Origin of the sequence: Aureimonas sp. ME7 (assembly GCF_903970965.1) — a bacterium.
Taxonomy (GTDB): Bacteria; Pseudomonadota; Alphaproteobacteria; order Rhizobiales; family Rhizobiaceae; genus Aureimonas.
The window spans coordinates 198,970-215,574 of the sequence record NZ_CAJCKW010000006.1 but is presented as its reverse complement, the minus strand read 5'-3'; the positions used below and the strand labels follow the sequence as shown (position 1 = coordinate 215,574).

General features: G+C 67.0%; 15 protein-coding genes. 4 read left to right on the top strand and 11 right to left on the bottom strand.

Going from position 1 to position 16,605, the window contains the following annotated elements; translation table 11 throughout:
* Nucleotides 1–21: 21 nt before the first annotated feature.
* Nucleotides 22–1,545 (bottom strand): xylulokinase, encoded by a 1,524-nt coding sequence (xylB, locus tag H7A85_RS12625; RefSeq protein WP_182086287.1) that lies wholly within the window; start codon nt 1,543–1,545, stop codon nt 22–24.
* Between the two features lie 4 nt (nt 1,546–1,549).
* Complete coding sequence (locus tag H7A85_RS12620; protein ID WP_182086286.1) at nt 1,550–3,049, bottom strand: NAD-dependent succinate-semialdehyde dehydrogenase; 1,500 nt, start codon at nt 3,047–3,049, stop codon at nt 1,550–1,552.
* 218 nt (nt 3,050–3,267) lie between these two features.
* Here H7A85_RS12620 and H7A85_RS12615 point away from each other — a divergent pair, with 218 nt between their 5' ends.
* Genes H7A85_RS12615 through H7A85_RS12605 form a run of 3 tightly spaced genes read left to right on the top strand, consistent with a single transcriptional unit; the run spans nt 3,268 to nt 6,195 of the window.
* A complete protein-coding gene (locus tag H7A85_RS12615; protein ID WP_182086285.1) occupies nt 3,268–4,416 on the top strand; it encodes a fumarylacetoacetate hydrolase family protein in 1,149 nt (382 codons plus the stop codon).
* On the top strand, nt 4,413–5,384 hold the full coding sequence (locus H7A85_RS12610; RefSeq protein ID WP_182086284.1) for a C-terminal binding protein: 972 nt from the start codon (nt 4,413–4,415) through the stop codon (nt 5,382–5,384). Before H7A85_RS12615 ends, H7A85_RS12610 begins: the two co-directional genes overlap by 4 nt.
* A gap of 37 nt (nt 5,385–5,421) precedes the next feature.
* Nucleotides 5,422–6,195, top strand: a complete 774-nt coding sequence (locus tag H7A85_RS12605) for a glucose 1-dehydrogenase (protein WP_182086283.1) — start codon at nt 5,422–5,424, stop codon at nt 6,193–6,195.
* A gap of 141 nt (nt 6,196–6,336) precedes the next feature.
* Here the strand turns inward: H7A85_RS12605 and ssuD are convergent, their stop codons facing one another.
* The 8 genes from ssuD to H7A85_RS12565 form a co-directional block, all read right to left on the bottom strand.
* Nucleotides 6,337–7,491 carry an FMNH2-dependent alkanesulfonate monooxygenase gene (gene ssuD, locus H7A85_RS12600; protein ID WP_182086282.1) on the bottom strand — a complete coding sequence of 385 codons (1,155 nt, stop codon included), beginning with the start codon at nt 7,489–7,491 and terminating at the stop codon, nt 6,337–6,339.
* 15 nt (nt 7,492–7,506) lie between these two features.
* Nucleotides 7,507–8,901 (bottom strand): LLM class flavin-dependent oxidoreductase, encoded by a 1,395-nt coding sequence (locus tag H7A85_RS12595; RefSeq protein ID WP_182086281.1) that lies wholly within the window; start codon nt 8,899–8,901, stop codon nt 7,507–7,509.
* Between the two features lie 16 nt (nt 8,902–8,917).
* A complete protein-coding gene (locus H7A85_RS12590) occupies nt 8,918–10,132 on the bottom strand; it encodes an acyl-CoA dehydrogenase family protein (protein WP_182086280.1) in 1,215 nt (404 codons plus the stop codon).
* Nucleotides 10,129–11,487 (bottom strand): LLM class flavin-dependent oxidoreductase, encoded by a 1,359-nt coding sequence (locus tag H7A85_RS12585; protein ID WP_182086279.1) that lies wholly within the window; start codon nt 11,485–11,487, stop codon nt 10,129–10,131. Before H7A85_RS12585 ends, H7A85_RS12590 begins: the two co-directional genes overlap by 4 nt.
* Before the next feature lie 32 nt (nt 11,488–11,519).
* Nucleotides 11,520–12,368, bottom strand: a complete 849-nt coding sequence (locus H7A85_RS12580) for an ABC transporter ATP-binding protein (protein WP_182086278.1) — start codon at nt 12,366–12,368, stop codon at nt 11,520–11,522.
* Between the two features lie 91 nt (nt 12,369–12,459).
* Complete coding sequence (locus H7A85_RS12575) at nt 12,460–13,515, bottom strand: ABC transporter substrate-binding protein (protein WP_182086277.1); 1,056 nt, start codon at nt 13,513–13,515, stop codon at nt 12,460–12,462.
* A gap of 151 nt (nt 13,516–13,666) precedes the next feature.
* Nucleotides 13,667–14,512 (bottom strand): ABC transporter permease, encoded by an 846-nt coding sequence (locus tag H7A85_RS12570; RefSeq protein ID WP_182086276.1) that lies wholly within the window; start codon nt 14,510–14,512, stop codon nt 13,667–13,669.
* A gap of 69 nt (nt 14,513–14,581) precedes the next feature.
* Complete coding sequence (locus H7A85_RS12565; protein ID WP_182086275.1) at nt 14,582–14,950, bottom strand: hypothetical protein; 369 nt, start codon at nt 14,948–14,950, stop codon at nt 14,582–14,584.
* Nucleotides 14,951–14,964: 14 nt separating this feature from the next.
* Between H7A85_RS12565 and H7A85_RS12560 the strand changes: the two genes are divergently transcribed.
* The gene (locus H7A85_RS12560; protein WP_182086274.1) at nt 14,965–15,240 is read left to right on the top strand and encodes a hypothetical protein; all 276 of its coding nucleotides are present in this window, start codon (nt 14,965–14,967) and stop codon (nt 15,238–15,240) included.
* A 213-nt stretch (nt 15,241–15,453) separates the two neighbouring features.
* Here the strand turns inward: H7A85_RS12560 and H7A85_RS12555 are convergent, their stop codons facing one another.
* Entirely contained in the window at nt 15,454–16,503 is a 1,050-nt protein-coding gene (locus tag H7A85_RS12555) for a LacI family DNA-binding transcriptional regulator (protein ID WP_244631169.1), read from the bottom strand.
* Nucleotides 16,504–16,605: the final 102 nt, after the last annotated feature.

Here is a 16,605-nt window from a genome sequence, read left to right as displayed (position 1 = left end):
AAAGGACTCCTTGGCCTTCCGTCACGGGTCCAGGCGCGGCTGGCCGAGATCGGCCGAGGCCTGCGCGAGAGCGGAATGAAGGGTGCGGTAGATGCGGTTGGCCTCGGCGAGAACGGCGCCGGCCTCTTCTGCTGGCTCTTCTCTCGTGACGGTGCGGCAGAGCGCGGCGGCCGCCGTCGCATCCGGCCAGGCGCCGATGCCGACGCCTGCCACGAGCGCCGCACCGAAGGCGCCGCCTTCGGCTGCGCCCTCCGTGGTCACCACGTCGCAGCCGAAGAGATCGGCCTGCATCTGACGCCAGAGGGGAGAGCGCGCGCCGCCGCCCGAGGCTTTCACGACGGTGCGCCCGATGCCGGCTTCTTCCATCACCGCAAAGATGTCGCGCAGCGCATGGGCGACGCCCTCCATCACCGCGCGCGTCATGTCCGCGCCCCCATGGCGGGCGGTCAGGCCGACGAAGGCGCCGCGCGCGGCCGGATCGGGATGCGGGCAGCGCTCACCGAAGAGATAGGGCAGGAACAGGAGGCCCCGGGCTCCCACGGGGCTTTGGGCCGCACGATCCGCCAGCGTGTCGAACGATGGTGGCTCGCCCCCCCCACCCAGCTCCTGGGTCAGATGGCGGAACCAGTTCATCGCTCCGCCCGCGTTCAGCGAAACACCCATGCAATGCCACTTGGCGGGATCGATGTTGCAGAAGACCTGCAGCCGCCCGCCCGGATTGGGGCGCGGCGTATCGAGCGCGCAGGCGACGATGCCGGCGGTACCGATCGTGGTCTGCAACTCGCCCGGCGCGATGACGCCCGAGCCCAGCGTCTGGATCACGCTGTCGCCGCCGCCGCCCACCACGGGAATGCCTTCGCGAAGCCCGAGGAGCGATGCGCCGGACGCGCTGAGGCGGCCGCTGACGACCGAAGATTCGTACGCCTTCGGCAGGATTTCGCCCGGCAGTTCCAGTCGGTCGAGGAGCGCGTCCGACCAGCGGCGCGTCCGCACGTCGAAAAGGCCCGTGCCCGATGCGTCGGACACTTCGGTCGCCAATTCTCCGGTCAGAACGAGACGCAGGTAGTCCTTCGGGTTGAGGACGTGGCGAAGCTTTTGAAAAAGCGCCGGCTCGTGGGCGCGCATCCAGAGAATCTTGGCCCCGGTGTAGCCGACCAGCATGCGATTGTTGGTCAGTGCGAGGAGCGCCTCCTCGCCGCCTGCGCGCTCCACCACCTCGTCGCATTCGCGGCCGTTGCGCTGGTCGTTCCAAAGAATGGCGGGACGCAAGGGACGATGGGCGTCGTCGAGCGGCGTCAGCCCGTGCATCTGACCGGACAGGCCGATCGCTCGAACCGACAGATCCGCGCGATGGCCAAGTGCCGCAGCCACGGCCCGGCGCGCCCCGTCCACCCAATCGGCCGGGTCCTGCTCGCTCCAGCCCGGGCGGGGCTGGGACAAGGGATAGCTCTGCGTCGCGCTTGCCAGCACCGCGCCGTCGAAGCCGATTAAGATCGCCTTGCAGCCGGACGTGCCGATGTCGATCCCGAGAAGACACTCGGTCATGGGATCAACGTGCCTCGTCGTAGCGGATGCGGATATGCTTGAAGTGCATGTATTCCAGCATGCCTTCGCGCCCGTGTTCGTAGCCGACGCCGCTCTGCTTGCGCCCGCCATAGGGCGCGTTCATCACGCCGGCGTCCACGTTGTTGACCGCCACGTTGCCGTAGTCGAGCCGGAGCGACAGGGCGCGGACCTCGTTCACGTCGCGTGCATAGACGTAGGACGCCAGACCATAGGGCGTGTCGTTGGCGAGATCGGCCGCCTCGTCCAGCGTGTCGAAGGGCGCGACGCCGACGAGGGGGCCGAAGGTTTCCTCCGTCATCACCTTCATTTCGTGGGTGCAGTCGGCCAGGACCGTCGGCCGGAAGAAGTGCCCGCGCGAGAAGGCTTCGCCGTCCGGCGCCGAACCACCGGAAACGAGGCGCGCCCCCTTGTCCAGGGCGTCGGCCAGGTGCTCGCGCGTCTTGTTCAAGGGTTCGGCCGAGGCCATGGCGCCGAGATCCGCGTCGGGCTTGTCCAGACCGTTGCCGATGGTCAGCCGTTCCACCGCCGTCTTCAGTTTGGCCAGGAAAGCCTCGTAGTGCGGCCGGGCGACATAGATGCGGTTCACCGCGATGCAGATCTGGCCCATGTTGCGGAAAGCGCGCCGGGCCGCACCCTTGACCGCCGCGTCGAGGTCGGCGGAGGGTGCAACCACGAGCGGGCAATTGCCCCCGAGTTCCAGCGACATGCGCCGCACCACGGGGGTCGAACGCTGGATGTGAAGGCCGACCGCGCTGGAGCCGGTAAAGGCGATCTTGTCGATATCCCGATGCTCGACCAGCGCCTGACCGACGATCGAACCCTTGCCGGTCACGACGTTGACGACGCCGGCCGGGATCTTCGCCTCCACGCATGCCTCTGCGATGGCGAGCGCGGTGAAGGGGGTGAGCTCGGCCGGCTTGATGACGATCGTGCAACCGGCGGCCAGCGCACCGCACAGTTTCCAGCCGATCAGCTCGGCCGGGTAGTTCCAGGGCGTGATCGCCCCCACCACGCCGATCGGCTCGCGGATCACCATGCTTTCATGGTCGGTGGTCGCGCCCGGCACGATCTCGCCGTGAACCCGCTCGGCCTCCTCGGCGTAGAAGTGGCAGGCTTCGGCCAGCTTCAGAATTTCGCCGCGCGCCTCGTTGAGAGGCTTGCCCTGCTCGCTCGTCATGATGAGGGCCATGGCGTCGGCACGCGCTGCGACCACCTCGCCCAAGCGGTGAAGCGCTGAGGAGCGTTCCTTCGGGGCAAGCTTTGCCCAAGGGCGGAAGGCCGCACGTGCGGCCGAGACGGCGGCATCGACTTCGTCCGCGCTCGCCGCGGCGATATGGCCGATGATCTCGCCGGTCGCCGGGTTTTCGACCGGCAGGCGCTCGCCCGTTCCCGTCCGCCACTCGCCGGCGATGAAAAGCTTGGAATCGTATGCTGCGAACATCGAGTCGTCCTGCGTGCCGTGACGGATGGCTGGAAATCCCATCCGCCGTTCCCTCTGGTGTAGTATAGCTTTACTAGGTATCGCAAGGGGCGATGGCGGTGCTGAAGAAGATGTTCGGAAAAACCAGGCAGGCTCCATTGCTCGGCCACCCGCTGCCCGCAACGCAAGGCGAGCAATTCGAGATCGGGGCTTGCCGCCATACCACGCCTTCGCTATCGAAGAGCCAATAAATAGTTTTGCTACTTATCGAGAGCCCTTCCATGCTTCCAGAAAATTGCGAGAACGCCAAGCTCGTCGGCCGGGTCTGGCGTCCCGAGGCGGACGGACCGTCCGTTGTGATCCTGCGGGGTGGCGCCGTTGTGGACGTGACGCGCAGCGCGCCCACGATGGCCGATCTTCTCGACATGGACCCGTCGGCCCGCTTCGACACATTGGATGGCGAAGTGCTCGGCCCCGTCGAGAGCTTCCTGCGCTCGCCGGACGAGACGGGATACGGCGCCCAGGCGCCTTGTCTTCTCGCGCCCTGCGACGTGCAGGCCCTCAAGGCCTGCGGCGTGACCTTCGCTCAAAGCATGATCGAGCGCGTCATCGACGAGCGCACCGGCGGTGATCCCAAGCGTGCCGAGGAGATCCGCTCGCGTATCGGCACTTTGATCGGGGGCAACCTCGCCAACATTCGCGCCGGGTCCGAAGAGGCTCAAGAAGTCAAGGACATCCTTCAGCGCGAAGGGCTCTGGTCGCAGTATCTCGAGGTCGGCATCGGACCGGACGCCGAGGTGTTCACCAAATCGCAGCCGATGTCCGCCGTCGGCCATGGCGCCTTCGTCGGCGTCAATCCGATCTCCGCCTGGAACAACCCGGAGCCGGAAATCGTGCTGGCGGTGGATGGTCGCGGCAGGATCGTCGGTGCGACGCTCGGCAACGACGTCAACCTTCGCGACGTGGAAGGTCGCTCGGCGCTCTTGCTCGGCAAGGCGAAGGACAACAACGCATCCTGTGCCGTCGGCCCCTTCATTCGCCTGTTCGACGACCGTTTCTCGCTAGCCGACGTGGAGGCGGCAACGCTCTCGATGTCGGTGCGCGGGGCGGACGGGTTCGAAATGACGGGCCGTTCCAACATGGCCGAGATCAGCCGCAAGCCGGCCGATCTCGTGTCCCAGGCATCCGGCGCCTGTCATCAGTACCCCGACGGATTCATGCTCTTTCTCGGCACCATGTTCGCGCCCGTCCAGGACCGAGACCATCCGGGCAGCGGCTTCACCCATAAGGCTGGCGACGTGGTGGAGATCTCGACGCCGCTTCTGGGAACCCTGTCCAACACCGTGACCTTCTCCGACAAGGCCGCACCCTGGACGTTCGGGACGCGGGCATTGATGCGCAACCTTGCCGGTCGCGGCCTCCTGTCGTGAGTGCACCTATCGTGCGCCCCGGCGTCGTCGTCACCGACCATGCCTTTGCGGACGTCGAAACCGAGCGGGCCATGGCGATGGCGGAGGGCGCCGGTTTCGCCAGCCATCAGTGCCGAGGCGAAGCCGAGACCATGGCTGCCGTCGCGGGCGCGAGCGTCGTGTTCAACAACTTCGCCCCGATGTCCCGCGCGGTGCAAAAGACGCTCCCGCGCGGCGCGGTGGTGATCCGGTACGGCGTCGGCGTCGACAATGTCGACCTCGATGCGGCGCGCGAACTCGGCATTCACGTCTGCAACGTGCCGGACTACGGGGTCGAGGAGGTGGCCGACCACGCCGCCGCCATGGCCCTGTTTCTGTCGCGCCGGCTCGGGCGTTTCGACGAGGGCGTTCGCGGCGGGTCGTGGAGCATCGCCGCCATGGTACCCGCCTTGCGCTCGTTGCGCGACACCACGGTCGGCCTTGTCGGCTTCGGCCGGATCGCACAAGCCTTCGCGCAGCGTATGGCAACCTTCGGCTGCCGGCTCGTCGCCCATGATCCGTTCGCTTCTCCCGATGCCGCCGAGCGGCTCGGGGTCCAACTCACGGGGTTGGACGAGGTTGTGGAGCGGGCGGAGATTCTGTCGCTTCACGTGCCCCTTCTGACCGAAACACGCCATCTCATCGGCCGGGCGGAACTGGCGCGACTGCCGCAGAATGCCATTGTCGTCAACGTGTCGCGCGGCGGGTTGATCGACGAGGTCGCGCTGGCCGAGGCGCTGGAGACGGGACACGTGATGGGGGCGGGGCTCGACGTCTTCGAGGCCGAACCCTTGAGCAACGCTTCGCCGCTTCGGAAGGCTCCGAACGTGATCCTGTCACCCCACGCCGCCTTCTACTCCGAGGCTTCGGTGGCCGCGCTGCAGCGCTTGGCGGCCGAAGAGGGCGCGCGTGCCCTTCGCGGCGAACCCCTTCGAAGCGCCCTGACCTGAGGGCGCGAGCCTTCGCATATCGGAATGGAGGATGAACATGTATCTGGAACGCTTCCGCCTTGATGACCGGATCGCTCTCGTGACGGGTGCCGCGCAAGGCATCGGCTTCTCCACGGCCGAAGCTCTGTCGGAAGCCGGGGCCCACGTCGTTCTGGCCGATCTCAGCCTGGAAGGTGCCGAGGCGGGGGCGGAACGATTGCGCTCCATGGGCCGCAGCGCGGAAGGAATGCGTCTCGACGTGACGCGGGCCGACGAGGTGGATGCGCTTCGGGACCGGATTCTCGCCCGGCACGGCCGCGTCGACGTGCTCGTCAACAATGCCGGTATCGCCATCAGCAACGAGCCGGCCGAAACCATGGCCGACACCGTGTGGCTCAAGGTGCTGGACGTCAATCTCAACGGCGTCTTCTGGTGCTGCCGCGCCTTCGGAAAGGGCATGCTGGAGCGCGGCAGCGGTTCTATCGTCAATATCGGATCGATGTCGGGGTTCATCGTCAATCGGCCCCAAGAGCAGGCGCAGTACAACGCCTCCAAGGCGGCGGTGCACCACCTGACCAAGTCGCTCGCGGCCGAATGGGGCGGGCGCGGTGTCCGGGTGAACGCGGTCGCGCCGACCTATATTGAAACCGCGCTGACCAGCTTCGTCTACGACGATCCCGAGATGATGACGCATTGGATCGGCGGAACGCCCATGGGCCGCATGGGGCGCACGGATGAGATCGCGTCCGCGGTTCTGTTCCTGGCATCGGACGCGGCGAGCCTGCTGACGGGCTCCGTCGTTCTCGCCGACGGCGGCTATACCGCTTGGTGACCGTCGGCTGAACCCGGAGTCGAATTCGGCTGGGACGGCGATTGCAAAGGGAAGGGTGCTCGCCGAGGCCATCGCAATGGTCTAGACGAGCATGCCGCCCCTGTGCCGCCGGCCGGCGCCGTGCCGACGGCTTTCGACGGATCAACTCGCCGAAGCGGCGCGCGGGCGCGACGTGCTGGCGATGCTTTCGCCGCGCGCGTCGAGCCGGTCGGGGCCCGTCCCGTGCGCCAGGGGTAGGCGTGGAAACACGAGCTCGGCGAAGCGGTGCGCCTCCTCCAGGTGCGGATAGCCGGACAAAATGAACGTGTCGATGCCCAGGCGCCGGTACTTGTCCATGCGCTCGGCGACGGTAGCTGGGTCTCCGACGAGCGCCGTCGCCGCCCCGCCGCGCACGAGGCCGAGGCCCGCCCAGAGATCCGGCGAGACTTCCAGCTTGTCGCGCCGCCCGCCATGCAGCGCCGTCATGCGCGCTTGGCCGACCGAGTCCATGGCGGCGAAACGGGTCTGCGCCAGCGCGATCGTTTCGTCGTCGAGGCGGCTGATCAGTCTGTCGGCCGCTTCCCAGGCTTCGCCTCTCGTTTCGCGCACGATCACATGAAGCCGGATGCCGAAGCGCACCGTGCGACCGCGCGCGGCCGCCGCGCGGCGCACGCGCTCGATCTTCTCGGCCACCTGGGCCGGCGGCTCGCCCCAGGTCAGGAAGAGGTCCACATGTTCGGCCGCGACATCGACACCGGCCTCCGAAGAACCGCCGAAATAGATCGGTGGCGAAGCCTTGGAGCGCGTCGGGAACAGGATCCGGCCGTTTTCGATGTCGTAGTGCTCGCCCTTGTGGTTCACCGTCTCGCCGGCGAGAACTCGCCTGTAGATGTCCAGGAATTCGCGGGTGACGGCGTAGCGCTCGTCATGGGTCAGGTGAATGCCGTCCGCCCGGTTCTCGGCCGGATCGCCCCCGGTCACGACATTGATGAGAAGCCGCCCGTTCGACAGGCGGTCGAGCGTCGCGGTCATGCGCGCGGCCAGCGTCGGCTGGAGAAGGCCGGGGCGCACGGCCACGAGAAATCGCAGCTTCTCGGTCAGCGGCACCAAGGCGGAAGCCACCACCCAGGCGTCCTCGCAGCCCGACCCCGTGGGGATCAGGACGCCCTCGTAGCCGAGCGAGTCGGCGGCGATCGCGATCTGCTTGAGATAGGGCAGGTCCACTGGACGCGCCCCCTCGCTGGTGCCGAGATAGCGCGTTTCGCCGGAGGTCGGCAGGAACCAATGGACCGATACGGCGTCGGGAATGGTGGTCATCGTCGAGATCCTTGCTCAGGCGTCCGTCAGTTGAAGAAAGGCGTCCTGCCGGGCGAAGGCGTTGTGGAACCGCCGGGCCGGATGGCGCTCGGGTAGGTGAGGGCCGTTGCCGTCGAACAGGCGCTCGCGCAGGGTTCCTTCTGCGTATTCCCTCTGCGCCAAACCGCGGGCCTGGAGGACGGGCGTCACGTGATCGACGAAGTCGACATAGGTGCCGGGCGAGGTCTGGCAGATGAGGTTCACCCCGTCGATGCCGGCATCGCTCCATTCCGCGAGATCGTCGGCGATGCTTTCGGGCGTGCCGACGATGCGCGTGTTGTAGGACAGGGCGTGGCCGAGATCGCCGACACGAGCCTTCTGGCCCGGGTTGGCGTCCTCGAAATTAGCGATGTAGCCCTGGACGCCGTCGATCTTCAGCTCCTCCACCGGGCGTTCGGGGTCGAGAAGCCCGAGATCGATGCCGAGATCGCGGCTGATATGGGCGAGGAGCCCGTCCGTGCTCGACCATTCGTCGAGGGCGCGCGCCTTCTCGCGCGCTTCCGCCTCCGTCGAGCCGACCACGAAGGACAGGCCTTGAATGAACTTCAGATCGCCGGCCCGGCGCCCGGCGGCCTCTACCTGAGCGTTGACGTCGGCAACGAGCCGCCGTGCCCCGGCGGGGTTGAGGCTGATGATGAACGTGCCTTCTGCGTGGCGCGCGGCAAAGGCACGGCCGGTCTTGGAGGAGCCGGCTTGGAACAGGACCGGCGTTCGCTGCGGCGAGGGCTGCGACAGATGCGGGCCCCGCACCTTGTAGCGCCGGCTTTCGTGGTGGATGCGATGGACCTTGGCCGGGTCGGCATAGGTGTTGGCTGCCCGGTCAGCCAGAACCGCGTCGTCGTCCCACGATCCTTCCCAGAGCTTGTAGACGACGTCGACATATTCCTCCGCCCATTCGTAGCGCTCGTCGTGCGGCACGATGCGATCGAGGCCGAAGTTCTGCGCCGCGTTGTCGCTGACGCTGGTGACGATGTTCCAGCCGATGCGCCCGCGGCTGAGATGGTCGAGCGTCGAAACGCGCCGGGCGAAGGAGAACGGGTGATCCTGGAGGATCGACGAGGTGAAGGTCAGCCCGATGCGGTCCGTCGTGCCGACGAGCGCGGCCACCAGCGTCGAGGAATCGTTGACCGGGATCTGCACGCTCTCGCGGATGAACGTGTCCCATGTCCCGCGATACACGGGATCGACGCCCAGAACGTCGGCCAGGAACACGTTGTCGAACTTGCCGCGCTCGAAGATGCGTACGAGGTCGATCCAGTATTGCAGATCGTTGAACTCGGTCTGCCGGCTGTCCGGGTGGCGCCACAGGCCGTGATAGATGTGGCTGACGACGTTCATCGAGAAGCCGTTGAAGATCAGTCGCTTGGTCATGGAACGAGGCTCGCCTTCAGATCTTGGCGGTGACCGGCGGGGCGCGGCCGTTGAGCAGGTGGTCGCCGACGAAGTGGAACTTGTAGGCGACGGGATCGTGGAGCGTGTGTGTGCGCGCGTTGCGCCAGTGCCGGTCGAGGTTGAGCGAGCGGTCGGTGCCCGATGCGTTGGCCACGAGATAAAGCTTCTCGGAGGCGGCGAGCGCGGCTTCCGTCGCCAGGATCTTGGCCTGCGCGACGGCGATCGAGGCGGCGACGAAGAGCGCGTCCTCGCCGCCATCCGCAAAGAACGCATCGGCGGCCGCATCCACACGGGTCGCCGCCTGGCGCACGAGCGCCGCCGCTCCTTCCGCCCGCACCGAGATGTCGCCGATCGCCTGGAGGACGTAGGGGTCCTCCACCGCCGGCCCGACGCCGCTTTCGCGAAGCGTGCGCCCATGCGAGTGGGCGAGGAGGATGGCATCGTCCAGCGCGGCGAATGCGATGCCGACGTCGATCGCGACATGGACGAGCTGGGCCGACGACTGGCCGTGCCAGCGCCGGCCGGCGGGCAGCGGCATGCGCTCGGCTGGCGCCACCGCGACCGCGCCGAGCCGCACCGTGCCGCTTGCGGTGGTGCGCTGGCCCATGCCGTTCCAGTCGTCCTCGACCTCGATGCCTTCGCGGTCGATCGGCACGATCGCGCTCGTCGCCGCGCCGGTCCCATCCAGCGCCGTGACGTAGAGATGTTCGGCGAAGAGGCTGCCGGTGGCATAGTATTTGACGCCCTCAAGGCGTTCGCCGTCCGCGGTGGCGAGAAGGCGCGTGTCGATGTCGCCGTAGAAGGCGCCGCCGCGCTCGGCCACCGCGTTGGTGACGAGTTCGCCCGCCAGCATCCGGCCGAACCAGCGGCGGCGCTGTTCGGGAGAAGCGTCGGCACGGATGATCTCGGTAATCGCCAGCTGCGGCTGCAGGGCCTGCGCGACGTTGGGATCGCCGCGCGCGAGCTCCAGGACGATCTCCGCCGTCTCACCCCAGGTCGCGCCGGCGCCTCCGTCGGAGACGGGAACACGGGCGGCATGAAGCCCCGCCGCCTTGACCCCGGCCATCGCCGCATAGGGAAGGCGGCGCTCGGCATCGCGCGCGCCCGCCTCTTCGGCAAGGCTCGCGCGCAGCCGCCGGGCTTCCGCCAGGAGAGCCGTGGCGCGCGCGGGTGCGCGAAACGGAACGACGCCGCGCTCGAGGGTGCTCACTCCGCGGCCTCGGGAAGGCGGCCGAGCGGCTCGAGGGTGGCGGGCGCCAAGCCCAGATGGTCGCGCAGGGTGCGGCCCTCGTACTCCCGGCGGAACAGGCCGCGCCGCTGCAACTCGGGCACCACGAACTCGACGAATTCCTCGTAGCCGCCCGGCGAGAAACCGGACGAGACGATGTAGCCGTCTGCCTCGCCGCCGTGGAAACCTTCCTCGATCGCGTCCGCCACCTGGGCCGGCGTGCCCACGACATGGGGCAGGAGCACCCCTTGCGCGTAGAGGCGGCCGATGTCGCGAAGACGCAGGCTTTCCTTGTCGGTGAGGCGCTTGGCGACGTCGAACATCCCCTGGCAGCCGGGTACCTCCAGATCGGCGATCGGCTCGTCGAGCGAGTATTGCGAGAAGTCGTGGTCGGTATGGGCCGACAGGGTGATGAGGCCGGACACGGGGTCGGCGAGCTCGTCGTGGAAGCGCTTCTTTTCGCGCGCGATCGTTTCCGTTTCGCCGATGAAGGGGATCAGCGAGGGGAAGATCTTGATCGTGTCGGGATCGCGCCCGAAGGCGACGGCGCGGCGCTTCACGTCGGCATAATAGGCCCGGCGCCCTTCCGGCGTCGGGTCGATCTCGAAGATGATCTCGGCCCAGCGCGCGGCGAAATCCTTGCCCCGGCTGGACGAGCCCGCCTGCATGATCGCCGGCCGCCCTTGGGGCGAGCGCGGCACGTTGAGCGGGCCTTTGGTGCGGAAGAACGCGCCCTCGTGGTGGATGGCGCGCACCTTGGTCGGATCGGCGAAGATGCCGGCTTGCTTGTCGCGCACTAGCGCGCCTTCGTCCCAACTCCCCCAGAGCTTGAAGGCGGCTTCCAGGAACTCCTCGGCGCGCTCGTAGCGCAGATTGTGGTCGAGATGGTTTTCGAAGCCGAAGTTGCGCGCCTCCGCCTGAGACAGCGAGGTGACGACGTTCCAGGCGACGCGCCCCTTGGACAGGTGGTCGAGGGTCGCGAAGGTGCGGGCGATGTCGTAGGGCGGATAATAGGTGGTGGAACGTGTCAGCCCGAGGCCGAGATGGGTCGTGGCCGCCGCCATGATCGCCACGACATGCGCCGGGTCGAGCGAGGCCACCGCCTGGACGCCCCGGCGCAGGCCTTCGGAGATGTCGCCGCCGTAGCGCTCCGGCAGGGCGAGGATGTCGGCGAAGAAGACGAAGTCGAACTTTCCCTTCTCGGCGATGCGCGCGAGGTTGACGTAGTAGTCGGCGCTCAGGAAGTCCGGGTCCTGGCGGGGGTGGCGCCACTGGGCGTGGCTGTGCGTCAGATGCGAGGCCCAGAGAAAGCCGGCGAGGTGGAGTTGACGGGTCATGTCGGAAGCTCCGTAGAACGGGTTGGGGGTGGTCAGCCGGCGATGGCGGCGGGAAGCTTGGCGTGGTCTTCGCGCTCCAGCCGCTCGGCGCGGCGCACCTCGTCGTGGAGAAGCGACCAGACCTCGTGGCGCAGATGCGAGAATTCGGGGCTGGAGCGAATGTCCGTCTCGCCGCCGCGCGCGACGAGCGGGATGTCGACCACCGCCTTCAGGCGGCCGGGGCGCGAGGTGAGGACGGCGACCCGCTGGCCGAGATAGACCGCCTCGTCGATGCCGTGGGTGATGAAGACCACGGTCTTGCCCGAGCGCTCCCAGATGCGCAGAAGCTCATCCTGGAGGGTTTCGCGCGTCTGCGCGTCGAGGGCGGCGAAGGGCTCGTCCATCAGGAGGACGCCGGGGTCGTAGGCGAGGGCACGCGCGATCGCCACGCGCTGCTTCATGCCGCCCGACAACTCGTGCGGATGGCGGTCCTCGAAGCTGGTCAGACCGACGAGATCCAGGAACTCGCGGGCGATCCCGGCGCGTTGGCGGCGGGGCACGCCCTTGGCTTCCAGCCCGAACTCGACGTTCTCGAGCGCCGTCTTCCACGGAAACAGCGCGTATTGCTGGAACACGATTCCCCGGTCGAGCGCGGGGCCCGTGACCGGGGCGCCGTCGATCAGGATGCGGCCCGAGCTCGGCCGCGTCAGGCCGGCCGCCAGATCCAGAAGCGTCGACTTGCCCGAACCCGAAGGGCCGACGAGCACGAAGAACTCACCCGCCTTCACGTCGAGGTCGATGCCGTCGAGCGCGGTGAAGACGGCCGAGTTTCCCTCCACCCGCAGCCGCTGCTGGAGGGCGAATGTCTTGCTGACGTTCTCGAAGCGGATCGTGGAGCCCATCGGACCGGTCCTTGAAAGGGGAAACGCTAGGGGAATGCGAAGGGGCGACGCAGACAGGGAGGAGGAAACGCGGCGCCCCTGCGAGCGGCCTTTATTTCGAGGCCGTCTGCCCGGCGAAGGGGTTGAACTCGTCGGTGAAGAAGTCGGCCGCCTTGTGCTTGTCCGCCGGCACGATGCCTTGGCGCACCACGAGGTCGAGCCAGAACTGGACGTCCGCCTCGTTCTGGAGGGCATGGTCGGCCCATCGCAGGACGGAATAGTCGCCCTTGCCGTCGTTGGTGTAGACCCAGGGAGCGAGTTCGGGATCGACATGGCCGAGATCGACCTGGATCTTCACGACCTCGGCCGGATTGGCGTTGGCCCAGTCGGCGGCCTTAGCGATGGCGGCGGTGAACTTTCGGACCGTTTCGGGGTTCTTCTCGACGAACTCGCGCTTGGCCATGGTGCCGCCGCGCACGATTTTCCGCCCCGTCAGGTCGGACAGCTTGAAGAGCTGACGATAGCCGCCCTTCTTCTTCAACTGCGCGTCGAGCGGGCCGAAGGCGTAGAGCGCGTCGATGTCGCCGCGCAGAAGAAGCTGCTCCTGCTGCGCCGGGGGCACGGCAAGATAGGTCACGTCGTCCTTCGTGATGCCTTTGGCGCCGAGCCAGTCGAGCGTGAACCAGGCGCTCGACCAGGACAGGTTGGTCATCCCCACCGTCTTGCCCTTGAGGTCCTCAGGGCCTCGGATCGGGCTGTTCTCTGGCACGAAGAGGCCGTCGCCGCCGATCTCGGGCGCGATCAGGAGCGAGGAGGCCGCGATCTCCACGACGTCGAGCCCCTTGTCCCGAACGTTGGCGAAATAGGCGTAGTCGGCATAGCCGGCGAAATCGGTGATCCCGGCGTCGATCGCGGTCGTGTACTGCTCGGGCGGCAGCGGCACGCGCACCAGCTTCAGCCCTTCGTCGGCGAAGAAGCCCTTCACGTCGGCGACGTCGAAGAGCTCCCAGCCGTTGGTCCAGGGAAGCGTCGGCGATTCGATGATGCGGATTTCGGTCGGCTCGGCGGCCGAGGCCGGCAGGGAGCCGAGCGAGAGGGAAGCCGCGGTGGCGGCCGCCGCCAGGAGGAAGGTCCGGCGCGTCTGCGCCAAGAGCGAAGGGTCGAACATCGGATCGGGTCTCGAAGAAGATGGGGAACGGAAGGCGGATCGGCCGGGACGCGGGGGCGTTTTTTCCCAAACGTCATCCTTCGCGGGGAACCATGATCGCCCCGCCGGCCGGTTCGGATCGGATATCGCGCGGGGCAAGCGCCCCGTGCCGTCAAAGGTTGGGCTCGACCTTCCAGGAGGTCAGCCGCCGCTCCAGGAGCACCAGCAGCCAGTTGGCGGTGATGCCCAAAAGCGCCAGGATGATCACCCCGACATAGAGAAGGTGGATGCTCATGAGGTATTGCGAGTTGACCACGAGATAGCCGAGGCCGTTGTTGGCCCCCACCATCTCGGACACGACCAGCATCAGGAAGGAATAGGTGGCGGCAAGCCGCATGCCGGTGATCAGCGAGGGGATCGAGGAGGGCACCACGACCTTCAGGAAGAGCTGCCGGTCCGATAGCGCCATCGAGCGCGCATATTTGACGAGCGCCGGGTCGACATAGCGGATGCCGCTGATCGTTCCCAGAAGGATCGGCCAGACCACGACCCAGTAGATGATCGCGACCTTGGTCATGTAGCCGATCCCGAAGAACAGGATGAAGATCGGAAACAGCGACACCGGGTTGGTCTGGCGCAGAAGCTGGAGAAGCGGGTTGAGGTAGCGGTCGACGCCCTTGTACCAGCCGAGCACGATGCCGAGCGGCACGGCGGTGACGACGCCGAGCGAGAAGCCGCCAAGCGCACGCACGAGGCTGACTTCCACATGCGGCCAGAGCTTGCCCTGGATCGCATAGTCGTATCCCACCACCAACACATCCGAGAAGGGCGGCAGGAAGGTGGCGTTCACCCAGCCGAGGCGCGGGGCGATCTCCCACAGGGCCAGAAACGCTGCGATGGCGATCGAGCGCTCGAATGCGAGCTGGACCCAAGCCGGGATGCGGCGAGCCGGCGCATCGGATGGCGTCGTCGCCGACCGGCTCGCGGGCTCATCGACGGGAAGGGAAGACAAGGTCATATCGATCAACCAGTCGGAGAGCCGAAAACGGGTGGACGGTGAGCGTCAGGCCGCCGAAAACGCGGGGTCCTAGCGCGAAAGAACGGGCAATGCCTCGGCCATCGCTTGGTAGACCCGCGCCGACAGGTTCGGACCGGGCTGCGCACCATTGAAATCCGCGCTCGATGCGAAGATCGCGATGTGCTTGGCAACAGGGGCCACCAGAGCGTCAGCGCATGAGGATCGAACGATGCTGCCGGGAAGGCTTACGATCCTGATTTGCGACACTGACGGCGGTTCCAGATTTCTCCTAAATATATCTATCATTTCTGTATATTTATTAGACATGTTTTGGCGAAAGGTCGCGCAGCCTTGAGAGATTTTCCCTTTTGGATGCCGACACGAGGAATAGATTTTTGTGAGTTCCTTGGTCTTGGCGACACCAAGGTCGTGGCTCAAGCGGAATGCCCGCGGTGCTGCATCATCTCGTATGGCTGCGCGAACTCGAGAACGCCGGCAGGCCGATCCTGGCGCCGAAACCGGAGGTGGTTGGCATCGGTCTGAGCCGAACGTGCCAGCCGGCGTCGATCTTCGAACAGGGGATCGAGCGGTCCAAGCGCGCAATCGGCAAAGGCGAATTCGGTCGAAACCGAGACAGAACGGGGAGGGGAACCAGCCGAACCCGCACCCAGCGCCACGATCACCCCATCCGAAACGATGCAATCGGTGTCGGCGGGCGCTTCCAGTAACATGTAGCCGACGAGACGGGCGCACTCACGCCGAGGCATGGGGGCATGGGTTATGCCTCCATAGCGCAGGGTCGGAGCCTTCAGCGCCGGTCGTCAGCCCTGCCGTCGCAGATCCGGCAAGGTGGGGAAGGGTGCTCGGATCGCCGCTTCCCAAACGTCGGGAACGGCCGGGGATGGAGGCGGAGATCGCAAGCGCTCCGCAATAGCGGACGCTCAGGCGGACGCGCGCACGGACGAGCGCCACACGAGAGGGGCTTCGAAGACGTGGTCCGCGCCTTGGCCCATGTCCGATCCGTCGGCGACGAGGCGAACCGTCCAGCTCGCGATCTGCGTCACGGGCTGCGAGAATGTCGTGAGGTCGTAGGAGGCCCAGCCGGCCTGTTCGATGTCGTCGAAGCCGATCAGGCCGACATCCTCGGGGATCCGACGATGGAACCGCCGGCGAACCGCGTCCATCACGCCGCAGGCGAGGAGATCGGTCACCGCGAACACGGCATCGGGGGGATCGTCCGAGGTCATCAGCTCCATGCCCGCCCGCAGCCCGCTCTCATAGGCGGTCGCCCCTCCCTCCCATATCCGCACGCCAAGGCCGTTTTCCCCGCAGGCCTTGAGGAAATGCTCGCGGCGCGCCAGGAGGCTGGGCGTCCGCAGGTCGGAGGATACGAGCGCCAGGCGTCGATAGCCGGCCTGGAGGAACAGCGTCGCCGCCGTGCGCGCCGCCTTGGCGTTGTCGACCGCCAGATTCACCGTGCCGGGCAGATGGTCGTCGCGATTGAGGAGAACCAGCTGCTGGCCGCTGTCGAGGCAGCTTTGCGCGATCGAGCGATACGGCGTGCCGGACAGGACGATGGTCGCGTCCGCGCGATAGTTCAGCGTCTGCCGCAGCGCCGCGTCGACGTTTCCCGAAGCCCGGCCGGCGTTCAGGATCATCACCGCCTTTCCCGCCTCCTGGAAGAGGCGCGACAGGTGTTCCAGAAGCCGCGAAAGATAGGGCGTGTCGATATCCGCCACGACGAGGCACACGATGCCCGTCTTGCGGCGCATCAGCCCGCGCGCCAGGTGGTTCACGTGATAGCCGAGCTCCTCGGCCGCCGCTTCCACCTTGGCGCGCGTGTCCTTCGAGATGCTGGCACCGGGTGTGAACGCGCGCGACACGGCCGAGCGCGAGACGCCGGCCAGACGCGCCACCTCCTCCGCGCTGGCGAAGGCCGGTGGTCGATCGGGCCGTTCCGTCTTGTGCTTCAAGGTCGTGTCGCCCTGCAATCACTTGCATGTTCCTTCGACACCTATGGCAGGCAGGAAAGGCGTTGACAACGCGCCCGATGCCAGCGAACTTGCACAGGAGTGCAAACGAACGAATGCTGG